Consider the following 22,004-nt stretch of genomic DNA (forward strand, 5'->3'; position numbering starts at 1 on the left):
GATGGCGCGCGTATCATCCGCTGAAGCCGCCTTTGGATCGACGGTTACATTTCCCGGCGGTGCCGTTGTCCCGGACTGGAGCGCAGTCACAACACCCAGCGCCCGCGCAGCCCTGACGGCACTGTTCGCGGCGTTCATCGGTTCGAAGTGGCGCGGGATGGACGGCGTCGAGGAGCGGGTCCGGCGCGCCGTGCTTCAAGCCTATGCTGCCGATGGTCGCTCGCCGGTGCCGGCACAGATCGCCGCCGCATCGGGACTCCCCTCCGGCGAGGTCGGCTCGGCCCTGCAGCGGCTCGCCGGGCGCGATCTCGTGGTCCTCGACGGCGCGGGCCGGGTGACCGGCGCCTATCCGTTCACCGACGGCCCCAGCGAACATCAAGTCGAAGTCAGCGGAGTGACCATGAGCGCCATGTGCGCCATCGACGCGTTGGGGATCGGCGCCATGCTGGAGCGGGACTGCATGATCCGCTCGGCCTGCCGCCAGTGCCGGCGCACGCTCGCCATCCATACCCCCAGCCGCGGCCGCGAGCTGGAAGAGGTTGAGCCGGGCGCGATCGTCGTCTGGTCCGGCCGTCGCTATGCCAGTGGCTGCGCGGCATCGTCGCTCTGCACCTTGCAGGCCTTCTTCTGCGATGACGATCATCTGGCGGCCTGGTGCGCGAGCGGTCCGGTCGGAGCCGATGACGGCATTCGTCTGTGCCTGGCCGAAGCGCTCGAGGTTGGGCGCGCGATTTTTGCGCCGATGCGGATGGAGATGCGACCATGGCTTCCTACGACCTGATCGTCATCGGCAGTGGCACGGCAGCGCAGGTCGCGGTCGGCCGGGTCCGTGCCGCTGGATGGTCCGTCGCCGTCATCGATCACCGTCCGTTCGGCGGCACCTGTGCGCTGCGTGGCTGCGATCCCAAGAGGATGCTGGTCAGCGGCGAGGAAGCGATCGACGCGGCAAGGCGCATGGCCAGACATGGCGTCGACGGCACGCTGGCGATCGACTGGCCCGACCTGATGGCGTTCAAGCGGACCTTCACCGATCCGATCCCCGCCAAGCAGGCGCACCGCTACGCCGAGCTCGGTGTCGACGCATTACACGGTGTTGCTCGCTTTGCCGGCCCAGACACGATCGTGGTGGAAGGCCGGACATTGCGGGCCCGCCATATCCTGATCGCCAGCGGCGCGCGTCCAGTCCCGCTCGGCATTCCGGGCGAAGATCTGGTGAGCACAAGCGATGCGTTCCTGGAGCTTCAGGCCCTGCCGCGCCGGATCGTGCTGATCGGCGGCGGCTATGTCGCTGCGGAGTTCTCGCATCTGGCGGCCCGAGCGGGCGCAGAGGTCACCATCCTACAGCGGGCCGAGCGGCTCCTGCCGCACTTCGATCCCGACCTGGTGGGCTGGCTGACGCCCCGGTTCGAGGCGCTCGGCATCCGCGTCGAGACCGGTGCCACCGTTACCCGGGTCGAGCGCAGCGGGAGCGGTCTGCTGGTCCACGCCGAGCGCCAGGGCGAGCCTGATCTCAGCGTCGCCGCCGATCTCGTCGTTCATGCCGCCGGGCGCGGTCCTGACCTCAAGGCGCTCGACCTGTCCGCCGGCGAGGTGGCCGTGCAGGACGGGCGCCTGCAGCTCGACGCGCATCTGCGGAGCATTTCCAACCCGCGGGTCTATGCCGCCGGCGACGCTGCCGGAGTCGGGCCGCGGCTGACGCCGGTGTCCAGCCACGATGCCAAGGTAGTTGCCGCCAACCTCCTGGATGGCCCGACGCACCAGCCGGACTATCGCGGCGTGCCGAGCGTGGCCTTCACTCTGCCGCCGATCGCCGCCGTCGGACTGTCAGAGGAGGCGGCGCGCCGCGGCGGCGTCGCGCTCCGGGTCAACGCAGCCTCGACGCCAGACTGGTTCACCGCCCGCCGCCTCGCCGAGCCGGTCTACGGCCATAAGCTGCTGATCGACGAGGACACGGACCTCATCCTCGGCGCGCATCTCGTGGGGCCGAACGCCGACGAGGTAATCAACGTTTTCGGTCTGGCAATCCGCCACGGCCTCACCGCGGCCGATCTTCGCTCCACCATGTTCGCCTATCCGACCGGCGCCTCCGACGTCGGCTACATGCTGACTTAACGCACGAGCGCCACTGCCATGGCGGCCGATCCCTCGCGCGATCGGCCGCTTCGCGATGCATGTCGATGCGGGCTGTCGCCCGCCATTAAGCGGACGCCGCTTGCGCGGCGGCTCCGATTTTTTGGCCTCTCCCTCGATGCGGGAGTGGTCGGCGCTCCCTGCTAGGCCCGCCGCGGCGCGCTGCAAGCCTCGGCTTCGCCGGGCTGCTCCATTTCATTTCGCCCCTGCGGGTGCAGCCCGCCGCTTCAGCAGGCCTCTCCGGTCGCTCTCGCCGCCCACCCCCGCCTCGGGGGAGGCCATGGGGCTTTTGGGCAGTGCTGGAGGCAACCGATGGTTTTCACCTTCCAACCGCCATTTTGGGCTGGACTGTCAGGATATGTCGCGGAAATGGGTTCGGCTTTCCTCTGCGCGGCGCTCGGCATCGTGCCGACCGTCCGCCACGCCGACTATCTGGCATCGTGGCTTGAGGTGCTGCGCGAGGATAACCGCGCGATCTTCCGCGCCGCCAGCGCCGCAAGCAAGGCTGCCGACTGGCTGCTGGCACGGCACGCCGCCGCCCAGGCCGAGGCTGTCCAAGGCGACACTTCCCATGATGACTCTGGCGAACGGAGGGCGACGAGGCCCAAGGTTCCGGCGATGCGCAGCATCGTTGGAATGGCGGAGGAGGGGGCGAAGCCTCGCAAGGCTCCGGCGGCGCGAAGCGTCGCGGGACAGGGGGCGGAGGGATGATCCTGCTCACCCCCGAACTTCGCGCCACGCTGCGCGTGAACGCCGAACGCTCCGCCGCGTGCGATCATGATCCCGCGCCGGTCGTCAAATTCTTCAATCCGCTCGGTGCGGCGACATGGCTGGCAACCGAACTTTACGACGATGGCGACACGCTGTTCGGACTGGCCGACCTTGGGTTCGGCTGTCCCGAACTCGGGCATTTCAGCCTGTCCGAACTGGCGGGCATTGGTTTGCCCTTCGGCCTCGGCATCGAGCGCGATATCGACTTTTCGACCACCGTCAGCCTGTCGGTGTGGGCCGACGTTGCGCGCCGAGCCGGTTCGATCAGCCAAGCCCAATCCATCATCTGGCGCATCGAGTCCGCGCCGGTCCCCGAGCTTCCGACCGACCCCGAACACGGGAGAGGTGGATGACGCGCGGCGCGTAACGCCGCTTTGCAAGCCGATCCGCCAACCCCGGAAAGAGCGACGGACCGGCACTCACAAGGAGTGACGACAATGAAACTCGATTTTATCCCGCTCGACAAGCTGGTCGTGAGCAAGGCCAATATGCGCTACGGCAAAAAGGCCCCGGACGTGTCCGATATCTTGCCGACCGTGCGCAGCCGTGGCGTCATCCAGCCGGTCATCGTCCGCCCGAACTGCGCGCCCGATGGCTTTGAAATCGTCGCCGGTAGCCGCCGCTTCCATGCCGCCAAGATCGTCGCCGAGGAACGGCGCGCGACAGGCGACGCCGATCCCGATGCGGCATTGCTTCCCTGTGCGATCCTCGACGAGGGCGACGATGCCGCCGCCATCGAGGCGTCGATGATCGAGAATATGGCGCGGCTCGACCCCGATGAGGTGACGCAGTGGGAGAATTTCACCCGCCTCGTCCGCGAGGGCCGCACGGTCGAGGACATCGCCGCAACCTTCGGATTGCCCGACCTCACCGTCAAGCGCGTGCTGGCGCTCGGCAACCTGCTCCCGGCGATCCGCGATCTCTATCGCAAACAACGGATCGACGCGGGGACCGTGCGCCACCTGACGATGGCGTCCAAGAGCCAGCAAAAATCATGGCTGGCGCTTGCCGACGATGAGAATGCCTATCTGCCGACCGGCCACCAGTTAAAGGCTTGGCTGTTCGGCGGGCAGTCGATCCCGGTCAAACATGCGCTGTTCGACATCGAGGCGAGCGGCCTTGCAACGATCGCCGACCTGTTCGGCGAGGACCGTTATGCCGCCGATCCGGAAGCTTTCTGGACTGCGCAGAATGCCGCAATCGAGGCACGCCGCGCCGCCTATATCGAGGCGGGCTGGGCCGACGCGATCATCGTCCCGCCGTCCGATCATTTCTCGACATGGGAATATGAGAAGGCGGGCAAGCGCAAGGGCGGGCGCGTCTATTTCGACGTGCGCGCGAGTGGCGAAGTGATCGTCCACGAAGGCTATGTCTCCGGCAAGGAAGCCCGCCGCATCGCCAAGGCCGAGGGATCGCAGAACGGGACCGGTCAGAAACCGGCGCGGCCCGAGGTCACATCGACGATGCAGACCTATATCGACCTGCATCGTCACGCCGCCGTCCGCGCTGCGTTGACCGGCCAACCGGCAATCGCGCTGCGCTTGATGGTCGCCCATGCCATCGGCGGCTCTCACCTTTGGACGGTGAAGGTCGAGCCGCAGTCCACCCGCAACGACGAGGTGCGCGACAGCCTCGACAACAGCAAGGCCGAGGCGGATTTCGACGAACGCCGCCGCGCAGTACTGGCGGTTCTCGGTTTCTCGCCCGAGGAACCGACCGTGACCGGGGGCAGCATCGAAGCGGACGGCGACGACTATGGCGTCGTCGGCATCTTCCACCGGCTGCTCGACCTTCCCGATGCGGTCGTCATGGAGGTGCTCGCCATCGTCATCGGCGAAACGCTGGCTGCGGGCAGCGCCGCTGTCGAGGCGGTGGGCATCGAGATCGGCGTCGATATGGCCCGCTATTGGCAGCCCGACGATGCCTTTTTCGCGGTTGTTCGCGACCGGGAAGTGCTCACCCGGATCGTCGCCGAGGTGGCGGGCGAAACCGTCGCCAGCGCCAACCGGCAGGAGAAGACCAGGACCCTGAAACGGATTGTGCGCGACCATCTTGACGGCACCAATGGGCGCGACCGGCGCGAAAACTGGGTGCCGCGCTGGATGGCGTTCCCGCCCACCGCCTATACGGCGCGCGGCGGCGTCGGCACGGTCGCGGCCCATGCCAAGGCGCAAGCCGCCCGCGCGGTCGAGCGGCCCCGCCCGGGCGACGAGGAGCCTGATCCGGGCGCACCGGGCGCGGTGATGGCCGTGCCGGACTCCGACGACGAGGCCGACCGCCTCGCCGCATGATTGCTCGCGGGCGGCGGCAAACCCGCCGCCCGCATCCTTCCATTTCTGAAAAAATTCGGCCGCGCGCCCGCGCCAGCAATCGGGTCGGTCATACCCCCGGTATGACCTGAACAGCGCGGGGCGCTGTTCACCCGTTGCTCGGGCGCGGGCGCGCGGCAAAGGAGATCATCATGGCCGACCGTGTATCCGCGAGCATCACCATCGGCGGCACCTTGCCGCGATCCTTGTTGCCCGATTTTCTCGCGCTCATTCGGGAGCAGGAACTGTCCACCGAATGGGACGGCGAACCCTTCGCCCCCACGATGTTCCGCGAGGGCATGTCCCTTGAACTCATGGCGCATGAAGTGCCCTGGGGCCGGTTCGAGCGCCTCGAAAGCTGGTGCGTCGAACATGGCCTGCCCTTCGCGCGTTGGTCGGGCGGCTATTGCGGCCAATGGGGTGCCGAGCGCGCCGTGTTCACCGGCACGGGCGAGGTGCAATGCTATGCCGCCGACGAGGACGACTATCTCCTGATCGGTCGCTGCACCGTCGAACGGCTCGGCAGCTACGCAGCGATCCTCGACCACTTCGCGGCGGGCGATTTCGCCGTGCCGCCGTTGCGGCTGATGCCGTGAATATCGGCCGCGCCCCGGCCTGCTGGCGCGGGCCGGGGCGCGGCTGGTTCCTTGTTTTCATCGCCGCGCGCGCGCGCACCAGTCGGGCATCCGCTGCCAGCGCGGCCACCAGCGTGCGATGCCGCTCGCCACCAGTTCGGACCCGACATCGCGACCGGCCAGCGTCACTTGGGCGACCGTGCGGTTGTAGCTGCGCCCGCCCCGCATGACGGTGACAGTCCGGCCATCGAGCAGCGTTCGGACACGCGCGGTCGCGGCCCGGCCAAGTACGATCTCCGCTCTACATCTGGCCTGTCCCGCTTGCGTCTCCGGGGCGTCGATTCCGGCAATGCGGATGCGTTCGCCGTTCTCCAGCCGGAAGGTATCGCCGTCGATCACAAGGCCGACACGCCCCTGATCAGGCGGCGCGGCGGCGATCAGCAACAACGCCGCGCAGGCGGCCAGAGGGCGGAGGACGATCATCGACATGGTGCTGGCCTTTATCGCCTTTGACGCCGCACACGAAGCCCCGGCCTGTCGACATCGGCCACGCCGACGGCAATGCCGGCAGCCTCGCCGTGCGTGCCCCGGACGGTCGATCCGGTGATGCGGCGGTACGTCCGCGCTGTCCTCGACTGATCCATCGCGTAGGTGAACCGGCGGCATTATCGTCGTCGCCACCGCCATCTCCCGCACCGTTTTCGGCTCCTCGGGCGCATGACCTGGTACGGCCGCAGTCCCGCGAAACCATCGCCGTGCGGCTTATTTCCCCGCCCGCGCCCACCCCACGCGGCACGCCGCGTGGGGGCCCCGAGCTTGCGGGCTCCTCGCGCTCGCTGCGCTTCAAATAAGCCTTCGGCTCCGGTCCTCCGCTTCGCTCCGGCCTGCCGGTTCGCGGACCTGCTTTGACCGTCCCTTCGGTCCGCCCATCGCCCGGAAACGGTTCGGGGCGACTTTCTAAGGAGACGAGCAATGCCAGCCATCGGTTATGTCACCCGCGACGGAAACGGCTTCAAGGGCCAGCTCAAGACGCTCTCGATCCGCACCGATATCGAGATCATTCCCAACACCCGCAAGTCCGGCGACACCCAGCCCGACTACCGGGTGTCGGCAGCCGGCGTCGAGGTCGGGGCCGGGTGGGTCCGGCGCGGCGAGATGAGCGGCAAGGACTATGTGTCGCTGTCGCTCGCCGCCCCCGAATTCGGTCCGCGCCGGCTCTACGCCAATCTCGGCCGCGCCGCCGGCCAGGACGACGATGACGCTTTCGCAATCATCTGGAATCCCGCCGACTGAGCGAACCGCCCCGCGTCCCGAAAGGACGCGGGGCATCGCCACCGGCTCTAAACGCCGGTGCCAATTTGGGGGGTCGGAATCGCAGAGGTCGATTTGCGACCCTGCCGAAGACGACCGGATCGATCCAATCCGCGCTCATCAGCCGACGCCGGGTGCGTGGGCGCAGATGGAGCTTCATCATGGATACCGCCGAACGGGCGCAGGCCGCGCGCGAAACCTGTCCCTTCCTCACCGCCAAGCAGGCGGCTTTTCATCTCGGCCTCGCATACTCGACGCTCAAGCGCCTGCGCCAGACCGGCAAAGGGCCGAAATGCCGCCTGCATGGCCGAACCTGGCGCTATCACATCGACGATATCGAGACCTGGTCGGCAGCCCGCGCGCGCGGGGGCGACCGTGGTTGAGCGCCGGATTCGCGACCGCCCGCTCCCGCTTCTCGCCTGGCTTGAGGTCCGCCGCGCGGAACGTCAGCGCATCCGCGCGCGCCGCCTGCGGCTTGGGCGGCACGCGGCGCTGCTCGGTATCGGTATCGCCTGCCTCGGCGTCACGATCGCCGTCCCGCCGCTGCCCCGGCTGGTGTGGAACGCGAGCGCGAGCGCACCTATCGGCCTCTATGCCGTGTCGCCCGGTGCATCGCTCGAACGCGGCGACATGGCGATTGCCTGGCCGCCAATCCAAGCACGGCAACTCGCAGCGCGCCGCCACTATCTGCCGAGCAATGTACCACTGGTGAAGCGCGTTTCCGGCATTGCCGGAGACACAATCTGCGCGGTGGATAGCGTCGTGACGGTGAATGGCAGGCCGGTTGCGCAGCGCCGTGCCGCCGATGCAGCGGGCCGTCAGCTACCTGCGTGGCGGGGGTGCATCCGGCTTGGACCTGGCACGCACTTCCTGCTCCTGACCGAGACCCCGGACTCGTTCGACGGGCGCTATTTCGGACCGACGCTGACGCAGGATGTCATTGGCAAGGCGACCCCGTTGTGGCTGCGCTGAGGACGTTCGCGCTCGGCCTTGCGTTGCTCGCCGCGCCCCCCGCCGCCGCCGCAAATCCGTCGGGGACCGATCCGGTATCCCGCTGGCACGCCGAGATCGCCGAGGCGTCCGCCCGGTTCGGTGTGCCGGTCGCCTGGATCGAGCGGGTGATGCGCGCCGAAAGCGGGGGCCGGACCATGCTTGGCGGGCGACCGATCACCTCCCACGCTGGCGCGATGGGGCTCATGCAGTTGATGCCGAGGACATGGCTGGCGATGCGAGCCGCGCACGGCCTGGGGCGCGATCCCCATGATCCACGCGACAATATTCTCGCAGGGACGGCTTATCTGCGCGCGATGTATGACCGGTTCGGCTATCCCGGGTTGTTCGGTGCCTATAACGCCGGTCCCGGTCGCTACGCCGTCCATCTCGCCACGGGCCGTGCGCTGCCGACCGAGACGCGCGCCTATCTTAAACAGGTGTCGGGCGGGCCTTTGGTGCCATCCCCATCGCCCGCGCCGCAGCCGCCATCGACCTTGTTTGTCGTGCTTCGGCCCAGCAATCAGTCGGCTGATCCATCGCGATCGCGCACGCCGGACGCGCCGCCAGATACGCTGTTTGCGATCCGCGCACCCCGTTGAGTCTGCATGTGTTGCTGCGTCGAAGGGTGCCGACTGTAAGGGCATCGCGCGACCTTGGATGTTGGAGGGGCTCGTCTCGGCAAGGCCCAGCATGACGGGCGGCGAAGCGGCTGTGCAAGGCCGGCGGCCCCTCCAATTTTGCCGCGAACCAGAGGCTGCTGCGCAGCCGCGTTGTTTGTTTTCAGCGCAACAAAATCGGTTCCTCCGCCGCCGCTGCGCGGCGCTTCCGGCTTCGCCTCCAGCGGCCCTGACAGCCGCCTCGCCACCCGTCTTCGGATGTCTGTCCTCGATGATGGGGACTTCAAGCGAAGGAGGCGATCATGACCATGTTTCAACCGATTGGTGCGGCGTCGGACCGCGTAGTGGCGACGCTGGTGGCAGGGCTCGAAATCGAGTTTGGGCGGGGCGCAGGCGAGGCGCTTGCGACACGGTTTCTAGAGGCTGAGGAGAGCGATTTCCTGTGGGATGCGCGCATGTCGGAGCGGTGGCTCGGTGCGTATGAGAACATCGACGACGAGAATTTCGAGCTCGATCGGGTGGCGATCACGGGACGGTTGGATGGCCGCTGGTTCGTCGCGGTGAGCATCGTCGATGGCGATGGGAGCGCGCAAGGATTGATGGGTCGCCGCGATTTCAGGAGCGAACGCCAGGCACGCGAAGCGTTCGCAGCGACGCATTGATCGCAGCATCGGAAACGCCGGGACACAGTGCCGACAGGCATCGTGTCCCGGCTCTTTTTTTGCCTCGGCTCAGGCCAGATGGGCAGGCAGCAGGTCAGCGGAAATTGGCGACAGGAGCGGTTCCGATGGGAGGGTGGCGTAAGGCAAGATAAAGCTATGGCACTGGTGTTCCATAAGCCTTTGTCTGCACAGCGTTTTTTGGAGCCGCCACCGGCACTGCCCTCTCGGCACCAGTGCCGTTCGGCCCGGACATGGCGGTATTGCGCCACATTCGGCGGCACCGGTTTTCAGGGGAACCGCACGGGGTCATGCTTGCCGCTCCGCACCCCTTGGAATCATCACAATGGCCGACGACGACAGCTTTGAACCGCGCCTCGGGCGCCAGCGTCAGCAGGGTGCCAAACGCGCCCGACGCTATCTCGGCCGCGTCCTTGCCGCCGCCAACCTTGCGCGCGGCGGCGCGGTGGCTTCCGGTCTCGCGCGTGGGGCGTTCTCAGGCGTCCGGATCGGACGCGGTGCGGGTGTCGGACGCCTGCTCGCCAGCCGCGGCAATCATGCCGCCGCGAACGGCCGCCGGGTGATCGTCAAGGCAAGCATCGTCAAGCTCGCCGGCAAGGGCGCATCGACCGCTGCCGCGCATCTGCGTTACCTCCAGCGCGACGGCACAACGCGCGAGGGCGAACGGGGCGCGCTTTACGGGCGCGATGCCGGCGCTGTCGACGGCAAGGCGTTCGGCGGACGGGGGGCTAGCGATCGCCACCAGTTCCGCTTCATCGTCTCACCTGAGGACGGCGATCAATATGACGATCTGAAACCGCTCACCCGGCGGCTGATGGCGCGCATGGAAGAGGATCTTGGAACGAAGCTCGACTGGGTCGCGGTGGACCATTTCAACACCGGTCACCCGCACACCCATATCGTCGTGCGTGGGAAGGACGATCGTGGTGCCGACCTCGTCATCGCCCGCGACTACATGACGACCGGCATCCGCGAGCGTGCCGCCGAGCTGGTCGACCTCGACCTTGGCCCGCGCACCTACCGCGAAATCGCGCAGACGCTGCGCGTAGAAGTCGAGCAGGAGCGCCTGACCTCGATCGACCGGGCCTTGCTCAAGGGGATGGACGCCGCGCGGATAGTAGCGACCAACGGTCGCGATGCCGCCGACCAGACGCTGCGCGCCGCCCGACTTGCAAAACTGTCGCGCCTGGGCCTGGCCGAGCCGCTCGGCGCGGGACGCTTCCGGCTTGTGCACGACCTTGCCGATACGCTGTGGGCGTTGGGTGAGCGCGGCGACATCATCCGCACGATGCAGCGCGACTTTTCCCGTGCCGCAACCGTGCGGGCGTCGGCAGATCAGGCGATCTACGATCCCGCCGCGTCCGGTGCCCGCCCGCTGGTCGGCCGCGTGCTGGCACGCGGACTCGCCGACGAACATGCCGATCGCCATTATCTGATCGTCGATGGGGTCGATGGGCGCAGCCACTATGTAGCGATCGGCAAGCCCGCCCTGAGCTTCGTCGATAGTGGTACAGAAACCGATGCCAGCTTGCCGTGCGGTGCGATCGTGCGGGTCGATCCGGTTAGCCCGATCGTCCGCGAGGTGGACCGGACCGTCGCTGCGGTCGCCGCAGCGAATGGCGGACGCTATGATGTGGATGCCCATCTTCGCTACGATCCGGCCGCGACCCAGGCCTTTGCCGAAACCCATGTCCGGCGTCTGGAGGCGATGCGACGGACGTCGGGCATCGTCGAGCGCGAACCGTCGGGCCGCTGGATCATCGCGCCGGACCATCTGGCGCGTGTCGCGGCCCATGAAACGGCGAGGCTACGGGACCGTCCGGTCGCGATCACCTTGCTGTCGGCGCAGCCGCTTGACCGGCTGGTCGATGCCGAGGCCGCGACCTGGATCGATCGCGAGCTGATCTCGGCAGCGCCCGAGGCGGTTCGAGATGCCGGGTTCGGACGTGAGGTACGCGAGGCTCAGACGCGGCGTCGGCAGTGGCTGGTTGCGCAGGGTTTTGCGGAGGAAACGGGCGGCGATACGCCGTTCCCGAGGACCATCGTTGCGACGCTTCAGCGGCGCGAGTTGCTGCGGATCGCGGGCCAGCTCTCCGACGAACTCAAGGTGCCGTTCCGCGAAGCTGCCGAAGGCGACCGTGTCGAGGGCCGTTATCGCCGCCCAGTCGACCTTGTCAGCGGGCGCTTCGCGCTCATCGAACGGTCGCGGGATTTTACGTTGGTGCCGTGGCGCCCGGTGCTGGAGCGGCAGGTCGGCAAATCGGTTTCAGGGTTGATACGCGGCGACGGCATCAGCTGGTCCATCGGGCGCAGTCGAAGTGGGCCGGGGATTTCATGACCTGGCTGCTCTTGTGACCGTCGAGTTCGACGGACGAAGTCTGCAACCGACCGCAGTCGGTCAAAATCAACCGTACCCGGCGATCATGGTGACGTCCGCCCTTGAGAAACAGGCCGATAGGGCGACCCAAACAGACATTCGGCAACGCGCTCGCCTTGTCGTAGCTCAAACAGCTTGCGGCGACCTCCGAAAGCACTCCTTCGGTCAGCGCGACGGTCGGTCCGGAACGTGCGGCCAGTCCTCATGATATCTAACCGAAATCCGTTCCACATCTTGATAGTGGGTCTCGGCCATGTAGGCACTGAATGATCGACTACCCCGGCCTCGGCGCGAAGATGGTCCAGGCCGGGTTGCAATCGTCTGCGGGTCGCGCCGATCGGAAAACATGGCAGTTACGTCGATATGGCCACGGCCAGCCCTGTACACTCCGCGGCTCGGTCGAACGGTGCCGACCACCCTTATGCCGCTTCCGACCTGATAGGCATGTAGCCAGTAAATCCTAATCGGGTCGCCGGGCATGTTGACCGCCAAAGGCTGCAACGGGATCGGCTGCAAGGTGGCGCACCCTGAAAGCACAATTGAGATCGCCAGCGCTGCAAGCGACAGAAGCGGTCGCGGACCACCACCCATCCTACTTCTCCTGATTATTGTTGCGGCGGACGCCCATTCGCCAAGGGCGCAGCGGGGAGGGCAGTACAAGGCGTAGCTGCGCCGCCCGTCCGCGGATGGCATCAACCGTCCGGTGTAACCTTCGTGCGATCTCGCCCGGAGGGTGTCGCGCCTCGATCATCTGTATTAGCGCGGCATCGTCGGCCTCGGTCCATGGGCGCGGCTTGCGGCGCGCGGAGGTGTCGGTCGGATCGCTGCTCATTGGCGATACGCCAACAGACGAAGGGCATTGAATACGACCAGCAGTGTCGATCCCTCGTGGATCATCACCGCCGGTCCGATGCCCAGGCCCAGGATCGTAGCGGGCACGAGAAACCCGACGATGCCGAGGCTGACCACCAAATTCTGCCGGATGATGCCGCGCGTTTTGCGGCTTAGACCAACCGCGAAGGGCAGATGGGCGAGGTCATCCGCCATCAGCGCGACATCGGCGGTTTCCAGCGCCACGTCCGAACCGGCGGCGCCCATCGCGATGCCGACCGTCGCATTGGCCATCGCCGGCGCGTCGTTTACGCCATCGCCCACCATCGCGACCTTCGCTTCGCCACGCAGCTTGCGGATCGCCTCGACCTTGTCTTCGGGCAGCAAATCGCCCCATGCCTCGTCGAGGCCGACGTCGCGCGCAATTGCCTCGGCAACCTTCTGGTTGTCGCCCGAGATCATGATCATCCGCGTGATGCCGAGCGCATGAAGACGCGCGATCGTGTCTTTCGCAGCCGCGCGCGGCGTGTCCATCAGCCCGATGGCGCCGAGATCGCGTTCGCCGCGACGCACTACCATCGTCGTTCGCCCGCCGTCTCGCAGCCGGGCGATGGCATCGCGCATGGCATCCGAAAGCGGCGCAATGCCGTCAGCGCCGAACATCTCCGCCTTACCGATCAGCACCGGCTCGCCATCGATCTTCGCGGTGATCCCGCGTCCGGTCAGGCTGGCGAGATCGGTCGCGGCGGGAAGCTTGATCTCGCCGAGCCGTTTCTCGCCGTCCTTGGCGATCGCACGCGCGAGCGGATGGTCGCTGAGCCGCTCGACCGCCACCGCGACCGCGAGCAGATCGCGCTCATCCACACCGTCCGCCGGGATGATGTCGGTGATCCGCGGACGCCCCTCGGTCAGCGTGCCGGTCTTGTCAAAGGCGATGGCCTTGAGCGATCCCAGATCCTCGAGCGGACCACCGCCCTTTACCAGCACGCCGCCTCGGGCAGCGCGAGCGACACCGGATAGCACCGCGCTTGGCGTGGCGATTGCCAGCGCGCAGGGGCTTGCCGCCACCAGCACTGCCATTGCGCGATAGAAGCTGTCGCGGAACGGCTCGTCGATCACGACCCAGGCGAACAGCAGCACGACCGTGAGAAGTAGCACCGACGGCACGAACACGCGCTCGAACCGATCGGTGAAACGCTGCGTCGGCGACTGGCGCGTTTCGGCCTCGCTGACCAGTTCGACGACGCGCGCCAGCGTCGTCTCACTCGACTTGCGCGTGACCTCGACCTCGATCAGACCGCTGCCGTTGATCGTGCCGGCGAACACTCGATAGGGCGCTTCGATCGTGTCCGGTCTGGTGCGCGCCGCGGCTTCGTCGGGCACCGGCCGCTTGTCGACCGGCATGCTCTCACCCGTCACCGGCGCCTGATCGATGCTGGTCGTCCCTTTGACGATGAAACCATCCGCTGGCAGCCGCTCGTCGGGTTTGACAACCACCGTGTCGCCAACCACGAGTTGCTCGACCGGCAACTCGACCAGCTCGCCATCACGGCGCACCAAAGCTGTCTGCGGCGCCAACTCAGCCAACGCCTCGATCGCCCGTTTGGCGCGCCCCATGGCGTAGTTTTCGAGCGAATGCCCAAGGCTGAACAGGAACAGCAGCAGCGCGCCTTCGGCCCACGCGCCAAGCGCCGCCGCACCCACTGCGGCGACCAGCATCAGCGTGTCGATCTCGAACCGCTTGTGCCGCAGGTTGTCGATCGCTTCGCGCAACGTGAAGAAGCCACCGAACAGATACGCGGCGACGTAGCAGGCTAGCGGTATCCAGCCGGGCGGATTGGTCAGCTTCTCGAGCGCAAAGCCGATCGCGAGCAGCGCGCCGCACAGCAGCGCGCAGATCAGTTCGGTATTTGCGCCAAAAATCCTACCGTGCGCATGATCGTGCCGGCCATTTGGCTCGGGTGGGGCTTGATCGGTCATGCGATGGCCTCCGTTGGACGGACGTCATCCCGTTCGACCTCGGCCACGTCGGTCTCACGCCGGCCGTAACGGGCGTAGAGCGTGGGCAGGACGAACAGGGTCAGAAGCGTCGCCGAGATCAGGCCGCCGATGACGACTGTCGCGAGCGGCTTCTGCACTTCGGCACCCGACCCGGTCGCGATCGCCATCGGCACGAAGCCGAGCGAGGCCACCAGTGCGGTCATCACCACCGGCCGCAGCCGGGCGAGCGCGCCCTGCCAGGCCGCATCTGCCCTCGCGACGCCGCGCGCCATCAGATCCTGAATCGAGTTGACCATGACAAGGCCGTTGAGCACCGCGATGCCGGACAAGGCGATGAACCCGACCGCTGCCGAGATCGAGAATGGCATCCCGCGCAGGAACAGCGCGAGCACCCCGCCGACCAGCGCGAGCGGCACGCCGGTGAAGACGATCGCTGCGTCGCGCACGCTGCCCAATGCCCCGTAGAGCAGCAGGATGATCAGCGCGAAGCAGGCCGGCACGACCAGCATCAGCCGCTGGCTGGCCGATTGCAGATTCTCGAATTGGCCACCCCATTCGAGATACTCGCCGGCCGGCAGACGTACCTCCCGGGCCATCGCCACGCGGGCGTCTTCGACCACGCCCGCGACATCGCGGCCCCGGACATTGGCCTGAACGACGACACGGCGCTTGCCATTTTCGCGGCTGATCTGATTGGGACCGGCCGTCACCGCGATGTCGGCGATGCTTTCGAGCGGGACGAATGCGCCATCCGGCGTGGGCACGGGAACCTGCCCCAGCGTCTGTAGATCGGCGCGCGCGGCGTCGGTCAGCCGGATCGTCACCGCGAAACGCCGATCGCCCTCGAAGATCATCCCGGCGTCGCGCCCGCCGATCGCGGCGGCAAGCGTGTCCTGCATGACCTGCGCAGTGATCCCCAGCCGCGCCATCGCATCGCGGTTGGGCCGGACGTCGAGCATGGGCAGACCTTCGGTCTGTTCGACCCGCACATCGGTCGCGCCCTCAACATTACGCAAAATGCCCGCGATCTGGTTGGCCGTTGCGTTCATCGTGTCGGTGTCGTCGCCGAACACCTTGACCGCGATGTCGCCGCGCACGCCCGCGATCAACTCGTTGAAGCGCATCTGGATCGGCTGGCTGATCTCGAATGCGTTGCCCGGGAGGCTTTCCAGTGCCTTCTCGATCTTCGCAACCAGTTCCGCCTTTGGCAGCTTCGGATCGGCCCACTCGTTGCGGTCCTTCATGATGATGAAGGTGTCGGAGATGTTCGGCGGCATCGGATCCGACGCGAGTTCGGCGGTGCCTGTCTTGGAAAAGACGAACTTGACCTCGGGAATCGCCGAGATGGCCTTTTCAACGCGGAACTGCATCGTCTGGCTCTGCTCGACCGACGTGCCCGGCACGCGGAGCATCTGCGCGGTCGCATCCCCTTCGTCCAGCTGCGGCAGAAACTCCTGGCCCAGCGTCATGAACGCACCGATCGCCAGCACGAAAGCACCGACGGCGGCGGCAATCGTCGTGCGTGGCCGTTTCATTGCCTTGCCAAGGCCCGGCTCGTAGCGCCGTTTGAGCCAGGTCATGATCCGGCCCTCCTTCTCCTCGACCGGCTTTGACAGCCAGATCGCCAGCATCGCTGGCACGAAGGTAAGCGAGAGGATGAACGCGCAGGCCAGCGCCAGGATTACGGTCAGCGCCATCGGCGTGAACGTCTTGCCCTCGACCCCGGTGAGCGTGAGCAGCGGAACATAGACGAGGATGATGATCGCCTGGCCATAGACCGAGGGGCGGATCATTTCGCGCGTGGCGCTCGCCACCGCGTGCAGTCGTTCGCCCTTGTCGAGGGTGCGGCCAAGGTGATGCTGGCGTTCGGCGATCCGTCGCAGCGCATTCTCGACGATGATGACGGCACCATCGACGATCAGGCCAAAGTCGAGTGCGCCGAGACTCATCAAATTTGCCGATACACCGCCGCGCAGCATGCCAAAGCTGGTCATCAACATGGTGATCGGTATGACCAGCGCCGCGATGAGCGCGGCCCGGAAATTGCCGAGCAGCAGAAACAGCACGACCACGACGAGCAGTGCGCCTTCCGACAGATTCTTGGCGACGGTCTTGATCGTCGAATTGACCAGCCCCGTGCGGTCGAGCACCGGCTGGATGATGATATCGGTCGGCAGCGAAGCGTTGACCTCGTCGAGCCGGTCGGCGACCGCCGAGGCGACATTGCGGCTGTTCTCGCCGATGCGCATGACGGCTGTGCCGACGACGACTTCCCGACCGTTTTCGGACGCCGATCCCATCCGCGTTGCCTGACCGAGCTTTACCGTCGCGACCTGATTGAGCAGGATCGGCACGCCTTCGCGCGTCGCGATCACGGTGCGGGCAAGCTGGTCGGCATTGGCGATGCGCGCGTCGGAACGAACCGCGAGACCTTCACCGTTGCGATCGACGACACCTGCGCCGACCGCGCTGTTGTTCGCCTCAAGCGCTTCGGCAAGGTCGCTAAGGCTGAGTTTGAGCGCGGTCAGCCGCTGTACGTCCGGCACGACCTGATACTGCTTCACATAGCCGCCGATCGAGTCCACGCCCGCCAGGCCGGGGACCGACTTGAGCAACGGCGCGACGATCCAGTCCTGCGCAGTGCGCAGATAGGTCGCCTTGTCAGCGTCGCTGACCAGCCGGTCACCTTCCGGCGTGATGTAGCTGCCGTCCGGCTGGATGCCCGGCTCGCCGGCCTTGTGCTTGTCCTCGGGCCGATGAGCCATGTGGACGGTCCACATATAGACTTCGCCAAGGCCGGTCGCGATCGGCCCCATTTCCGGTGCGACGCCCTCCGGCAGGTTTTCCTCGGCGGAGCGCAGCCGTTCAGCAACTTGCTGGCGCGCGAAATAGATATCAGTGGCGTCGGTGAACACCGCAGTCACCTGCGCAAAGCCGTTGCGGCTTAGCGATCGGGTGTATTCTAGACCGGGAATGCCCGCGAGCGCGGTCTCGATCGGGAATGCGACTTGCTTCTCGACCAGTTCGGGCGAAAGCGCCGAGGCGCGGACGTTAATCTGCACCTGGTTGTTGGTGATGTCGGGAACGGCATCGATCGGCAGCCTCGACAAGGAGACCGCGCCGATAACCGCGGCGATGAGGGTCAAGAGCAGCACGAACCAGCGCCGCTCGACCGCGAAATTGACAATGCGTTCGATCACGGATCAATGCCCTCCGTGCTCGGCTTCGCCCTTGGCGAGCTCTGCCTTGAGCGTGAAGCTGCCATTACCGGCGACTTCCTCGCGGCCGGTGAGGCCGGACGTGACTGTGACCGTGCCGGCGCCGCGAGCGCCCAGCGTGACCGCCTGCGCGCGAAATCCGGTAGCGGTGCGGACGAACACGGTGTTGCGGTTTTCGACCGTCTGGACTGCGGCAGTCGGCACGCTGACCGCGCCGCCCCCTTCGCCCGGCAAATTCAATATGGCGGACACCGGTTCGCCGACACGCCACTGGCCGGCACGATTGTCGATCAGCGCGATGGCGGCGACCAGGCGCGTCGTTTCGTCGAGCACTGGCGAGACGAAGCTGAGCACTGCAGCCGAGCGGCGGCCACCCGCGCTGACCTCGACCGGCGTGCCAACCCGCACGCGCGCGGCATCGGCCGGTGAAAGCGAAATCGTTACTGCGACGAGCGACAGATTGGAGACGCGAAACAGCTCGGCATCTGCCGCAACGGTCTGGCCGAGCACAACCGGTCGTGCGGTGATGCGCCCGCCAAGCGGCGCGACGACACCGATGCGGTTGAGTGGGCCACCGCCGACGCCAGCCGCAGAGACCTGCTGTTGGGCAAGGCGTAGTGCGATACTGGCCTCAGTCGCCGCGGTGCGAGCTGCGATGAGATCGCGTTCGGGCGAGACACGAAGCTTGAACAGCCGGTCTTCGCGCCGCAGGTTGGATTGGGCGAGCGCCGAACGTGCTCGCGCCGCTTCGACCTCGGCCCTGAGCGACGCGGCTTCACGGCTTTCGATCACGGCGACCACCTGGCCGCGCGCGACGGCGTCGCCCAGATTGCGGTTGAGTGCGACGACGCGACCGCCGATCGCTGCGGAGACCACTTGTGTCCCCTGCGGATCGCCCTCGATCGTCGCGGGGAGCGTCAGCGCGCCGCCGCCGGAGGACAAGACCCGGACAACCTCGATGCCCGCAGCCTTAATCTGTTGCGCGGTCAGCGTGATGACGCCTTCTTCGCCTTCGCCTTCTCCGTGGGCGGCTTCATTGTCGCCATGATCATCCTTAGCCTCTGCACCGGCTCCCACGGCCGCGCTGTTGTTGGCGGCATCTTCGTTACCTGAGCAACCTGCCAGCAGCATCGCCAGGACGAGCGGTGCCGCAGCCCCGCTTACGAGCTTCTTCATCGTCAATTCCCCGTTTGCACCGGCGTGAGAGCCGGTGTTGTCAGCCGGGCGAGACGCGCCTCGGCATCATGATATTGTGCGCGCGCATCGACCGCGGCGGTGCGGGCATCGAGCAGTGCCTGTTCGGCTTCTAGCAAGACCAGCTGGTCGAACTTGCCCTCGCCATAGCCAATGCGTGCGATGCGGGCGGCTTCCTGTGCGGCACCGAGTGCCGGTCCAGACGCCCGCACGCTTGCCGCCGCCCGATCGCGGTCGGCGCGCGCCGCGGTGATCGCACGTTCAGCCTCGAAGCGGGCCACTCGCCGCTTGGCGTCACTCTGGTTGCGCAGCGCCGTAGCCTGACCCACGGCAGCCCGGCCGTTGTTGAACACCGGCAGCGGCACCGAGACGCCCAAGACCATCGCCATGTCGCCGCTGGCCTGAAGACGGCGCGTACCCGCGCTTACCGTCAGGTCGGGAATGCGCTGACTGCGCGCGAGGCGAAGTTGTGCATCGGCGGTGGCGACGTCGGCACCTGCGGCTGCGAGCGCCAACGTACCATCCGCATTCGCCGGTGTCGCAGGACCCGCCCGAACGTTGTCGATACGATCGAACCACGGCTGGTCCAGGGCACCGGGCCGGCTGGCGCCGACGAACTGGGCGAGCGCTAATCGGTTCGCCTCGACGCTGCGCTGTGCACGCTCCAGCTCTGCTTCCGCGTTTGCCGCCAGCAGGGCAGCGCGCTGCTGATCGATGGGTGAGTTCGCCCCGGCTTCGACCCGGTCGCGCGCGATACGCAAATTTTCGCGCGTGACCCCAAGCTGGTCCTGCGCGATCGTCAGCCTTCGTTCAGCGGCGACCGCCTCGATATACGCTTGTGTGACTTGTAGCCTGAGGTCGGCTCGCGTGATCACTGCGTCGATCTTGGCGCGCGCCGTCTGCGCGTCGGCTACTGCGATGCGTGCTGGGCGTTTACCGCCGAGTTCAAGCGGAAGCGCGAACGCAATCGTTGTCTCGGCTTCGTTGATGCCCTTGTACGGGCCGGTGCCGATTACATTCTCGACATCGGCGCTGAGCGTCGGGTTCGGTCGCAACGCAGCGACTACACGACCCGCTTCGGCGGCTTCGATGCCGAGCGCCGCCACTTCGTTGGCCGGCGCGATCGCGCCCGCCTGAGCCAACGCTTCGTCAAGCGTTAGCGTCTCGCCAGCTGAGACCGGCGCGGACGATGTCGAACTTTGCGCCTGCGCAATCCCTGCGCACGACGCCGCGGCGAGAAGCGCCGCGTAGATGGACTTCATGATGGAACACTCCTGACAGCCACAAACAGCCGCCGGGCATCGGCCCGCGGCGGAGGGGCGTCAGGCTTGCGGAGGTCTCAACGCGGCGTCGGGCGCGGCCGCGACCAGCACACTCGCCGGGCCGCGATCACGAATATTCTCATGTGAGGTTAGCGTCGCTGTCACGGCGGCATCGTCAAGCGACGCGAAATGGTGGCCGTGGCAGCCGCCGTGCTGATGCGCGATGTTCTGGTCGCTCTTGCCGGTCTCCGGCGCGTTCTGATCGGCGTGATCCACATCCACGCCCGGCAGCGAGGGAGCCATCTCGACGCAGATCGACCGCTCCACGGCATGCGCGACCGGCGCAGTGCCGATCGACAGCAGCGCAAACGCACAAAGCATCAAGGTGAACAGACGGATCATCGCGATGCCGCGTTATCCTTTCGTGGCCGGGTTGTCATCTGCAAAGTGCGCGCCAACGAAGTTGATATAGCGTATCATATCGCCGACGAAAGTGAATCGAACTGTCGGCATTTCGAGTTAACGCTTGAGACCATAAATATCCTGGCCAAAGGTCTGAACTCATTCCGTATAGACGCCCGATGTATTTCATCTTCATCTTTCATTTGACTTGCAGACGGAAGATGCCCTGCTGCCCGGACGCGGAAATCTCACGCTTAGCCTGACGGATAATCTGAACACCGCCGGTGATCCCTAGGCCGGCCATGATCGCCGCCACGATCAGATCAGGCCAGGCCGTCCCGGTGCCGAACACCCCGACAGCAGCCATGACCACGGCGACGTTGCCGATCGCATCGTTGCGCGAGCAGATCCACACGGACCGCATGTTCGCGTCGCCCGCGCGGTAGCGGTAGAGCAGCAACGCAACGCCGGCATTGGCGATCAGCGCCACGACGCCAACAACACCCATCACTTCGGCCTCCGGCGTCTGTCCGTCCCACACAGCCCACAATGTCGCGCCGAGCACATAGGTACCAAGCAGAAGGAGCGTCACACCCTTGAACAGGGCGGCACGCGCACGCCAGCCGAGCGCCATACCGGCAACGCCGAGGCTGATCGCATAGTTGGCCGCGTCGCCCAGGAAATCGAGCGCATCGGCCTGAAGCGCTTTCGATCCGCCCGAGACACCGGCGATCATCTCGGCCACGAACATCGTCGCGTTGACCACCAGCGCGATCCACAGAGCGCGGCGCCATTTGGGGTCATTGTTCGCGTCGGACTTGTCCGAAGCACAGCTATTGCAGGCCATTGCCACCTCGCACGACTCGATGTGACAGGCTATATGGACCCTGTAGTAACTCGAGGGTCAATGGGCATGAAAATCGGCGAGCTCGCACGAGCGACCAGCACCAAGATCGAAACGATCCGCTTTTACGAGAAGATCGGTTTGCTTCCCGCGCCCGCTCGGACTGCAGCGAATTATCGCGCCTACAATCAAACCCAACTGGCCCGTCTGTCCTTCGTGCGCCGCGCCCGCGACCTTGGCTTTACGCTCGATCAGATACGCGGTTTGCTCGCCTTGTCAGATGATCGGGACCAGTCTTGCAGTGCAGTCGATACCGTGGCTCGTCAGCACGTGTCCGAAATCGACCGCAAGATCACCGATTTGCGGGCGCTCCGCCGCGAACTGCAAGAGATGCTCGATCAATGCAGCCAGGAGACGGTCTCAACATGCCGGATCATTGAGTCTTTGGCGCCACGCTGACTTGGCGTCTCGTTGAGCGAAGTGGCAAAC

General features: G+C 66.4%; 20 protein-coding genes and 1 pseudogene. 13 read left to right on the plus strand and 8 right to left on the minus strand.

All coding sequences use genetic code 11. The annotated features are described in order from the left end of the window. The first annotated feature begins 1 nt into the window (after position 1). From merB to K9B35_RS08005, 6 genes and pseudogenes are all read left to right on the plus strand, one after another. On the plus strand, positions 2-781 hold the full coding sequence (gene merB / locus K9B35_RS07980) for an alkylmercury lyase family protein (RefSeq protein WP_224921301.1): 780 nt from the start codon (positions 2-4) through the stop codon (positions 779-781). Beyond that, positions 763-2,112, plus strand: coding sequence for a dihydrolipoyl dehydrogenase family protein (locus K9B35_RS07985; protein ID WP_016744716.1), 1,350 nt, complete (start codon positions 763-765; stop codon positions 2,110-2,112). The genes merB and K9B35_RS07985 overlap by 19 nt, the downstream gene beginning before the upstream one ends. Before the next feature lie 378 nt (positions 2,113-2,490). Beyond that, positions 2,491-2,676, plus strand: a pseudogene (locus K9B35_RS07990) (zincin-like metallopeptidase domain-containing protein); the annotation flags it as partial. A 161-nt stretch (positions 2,677-2,837) separates the two neighbouring features. Next, complete coding sequence (locus K9B35_RS07995; protein WP_224921302.1) at positions 2,838-3,254, plus strand: DUF2958 domain-containing protein; 417 nt, start codon at positions 2,838-2,840, stop codon at positions 3,252-3,254. A gap of 84 nt (positions 3,255-3,338) precedes the next feature. Further along, positions 3,339-5,192: a ParB/RepB/Spo0J family partition protein gene (locus tag K9B35_RS08000; RefSeq protein ID WP_224921303.1), complete on the plus strand. Its 1,854-nt coding sequence runs from the start codon at positions 3,339-3,341 to the stop codon at positions 5,190-5,192. Between the two features lie 170 nt (positions 5,193-5,362). Continuing rightward, the gene (locus K9B35_RS08005; RefSeq protein WP_224921304.1) at positions 5,363-5,806 is read left to right on the plus strand and encodes a hypothetical protein; all 444 of its coding nucleotides are present in this window, start codon (positions 5,363-5,365) and stop codon (positions 5,804-5,806) included. Positions 5,807-5,863: 57 nt separating this feature from the next. Here the strand turns inward: K9B35_RS08005 and K9B35_RS08010 are convergent, their stop codons facing one another. Then, on the minus strand, positions 5,864-6,274 hold the full coding sequence (locus K9B35_RS08010; RefSeq protein ID WP_224921305.1) for a thermonuclease family protein: 411 nt from the start codon (positions 6,272-6,274) through the stop codon (positions 5,864-5,866). 483 nt (positions 6,275-6,757) lie between these two features. Here K9B35_RS08010 and K9B35_RS08015 point away from each other — a divergent pair, with 483 nt between their 5' ends. The 6 genes from K9B35_RS08015 to rlxS all read left to right on the plus strand — a co-directional run bounded on the left by K9B35_RS08015 (position 6,758) and on the right by rlxS (position 11,724). Then, a complete protein-coding gene (locus K9B35_RS08015; protein WP_179510978.1) occupies positions 6,758-7,078 on the plus strand; it encodes a DUF736 domain-containing protein in 321 nt (106 codons plus the stop codon). A gap of 179 nt (positions 7,079-7,257) precedes the next feature. Continuing rightward, positions 7,258-7,479, plus strand: coding sequence for a helix-turn-helix transcriptional regulator (locus tag K9B35_RS08020; RefSeq protein WP_224921306.1), 222 nt, complete (start codon positions 7,258-7,260; stop codon positions 7,477-7,479). After that, complete coding sequence (locus K9B35_RS08025; protein ID WP_224921307.1) at positions 7,472-8,068, plus strand: S26 family signal peptidase; 597 nt, start codon at positions 7,472-7,474, stop codon at positions 8,066-8,068. The genes K9B35_RS08020 and K9B35_RS08025 overlap by 8 nt, the downstream gene beginning before the upstream one ends. After that, the gene (locus K9B35_RS08030) at positions 8,056-8,688 is read left to right on the plus strand and encodes a lytic transglycosylase domain-containing protein (RefSeq protein WP_224921308.1); all 633 of its coding nucleotides are present in this window, start codon (positions 8,056-8,058) and stop codon (positions 8,686-8,688) included. Before K9B35_RS08025 ends, K9B35_RS08030 begins: the two co-directional genes overlap by 13 nt. Positions 8,689-9,008: 320 nt before the next feature. Further along, the gene (locus K9B35_RS08035) at positions 9,009-9,368 is read left to right on the plus strand and encodes a hypothetical protein (RefSeq protein ID WP_224921309.1); all 360 of its coding nucleotides are present in this window, start codon (positions 9,009-9,011) and stop codon (positions 9,366-9,368) included. A gap of 343 nt (positions 9,369-9,711) precedes the next feature. Beyond that, positions 9,712-11,724 (plus strand): relaxase/mobilization nuclease RlxS, encoded by a 2,013-nt coding sequence (rlxS, locus tag K9B35_RS08040; protein WP_224921310.1) that lies wholly within the window; start codon positions 9,712-9,714, stop codon positions 11,722-11,724. Positions 11,725-12,355: 631 nt separating this feature from the next. Here the strand turns inward: rlxS and K9B35_RS08045 are convergent. The 7 genes from K9B35_RS08045 to K9B35_RS08075 form a co-directional block, all read right to left on the minus strand. Beyond that, on the minus strand, positions 12,356-12,595 hold the full coding sequence (locus K9B35_RS08045; protein ID WP_224921311.1) for a hypothetical protein: 240 nt from the start codon (positions 12,593-12,595) through the stop codon (positions 12,356-12,358). Then, entirely contained in the window at positions 12,592-14,574 is a 1,983-nt protein-coding gene (locus K9B35_RS08050; RefSeq protein WP_224921312.1) for a heavy metal translocating P-type ATPase, read from the minus strand. Before K9B35_RS08050 ends, K9B35_RS08045 begins: the two co-directional genes overlap by 4 nt. Beyond that, entirely contained in the window at positions 14,571-17,795 is a 3,225-nt protein-coding gene (locus K9B35_RS08055) for an efflux RND transporter permease subunit (RefSeq protein ID WP_224921313.1), read from the minus strand. Before K9B35_RS08055 ends, K9B35_RS08050 begins: the two co-directional genes overlap by 4 nt. 3 nt (positions 17,796-17,798) lie before the next feature. After that, positions 17,799-18,989: an efflux RND transporter periplasmic adaptor subunit gene (locus tag K9B35_RS08060; protein WP_224921314.1), complete on the minus strand. Its 1,191-nt coding sequence runs from the start codon at positions 18,987-18,989 to the stop codon at positions 17,799-17,801. A gap of 2 nt (positions 18,990-18,991) precedes the next feature. Beyond that, a complete protein-coding gene (locus tag K9B35_RS08065; RefSeq protein WP_224921315.1) occupies positions 18,992-20,269 on the minus strand; it encodes a TolC family protein in 1,278 nt (425 codons plus the stop codon). A gap of 60 nt (positions 20,270-20,329) precedes the next feature. Continuing rightward, complete coding sequence (locus K9B35_RS08070; RefSeq protein WP_224921316.1) at positions 20,330-20,671, minus strand: hypothetical protein; 342 nt, start codon at positions 20,669-20,671, stop codon at positions 20,330-20,332. 199 nt (positions 20,672-20,870) lie between these two features. Then, positions 20,871-21,518: a cation transporter gene (locus K9B35_RS08075; protein WP_224921317.1), complete on the minus strand. Its 648-nt coding sequence runs from the start codon at positions 21,516-21,518 to the stop codon at positions 20,871-20,873. Positions 21,519-21,584: 66 nt separating this feature from the next. On the opposite strand from K9B35_RS08075, the gene K9B35_RS08080 reads away from it, so the two are divergent. After that, positions 21,585-21,974 (plus strand): MerR family transcriptional regulator, encoded by a 390-nt coding sequence (locus K9B35_RS08080; protein ID WP_224921318.1) that lies wholly within the window; start codon positions 21,585-21,587, stop codon positions 21,972-21,974. Positions 21,975-22,004: the final 30 nt, after the last annotated feature.

It is taken from the genome of Sphingomonas sp. R647, from assembly GCF_020177055.1.
Classification (GTDB): domain Bacteria; phylum Pseudomonadota; class Alphaproteobacteria; order Sphingomonadales; family Sphingomonadaceae; genus Sphingomonas.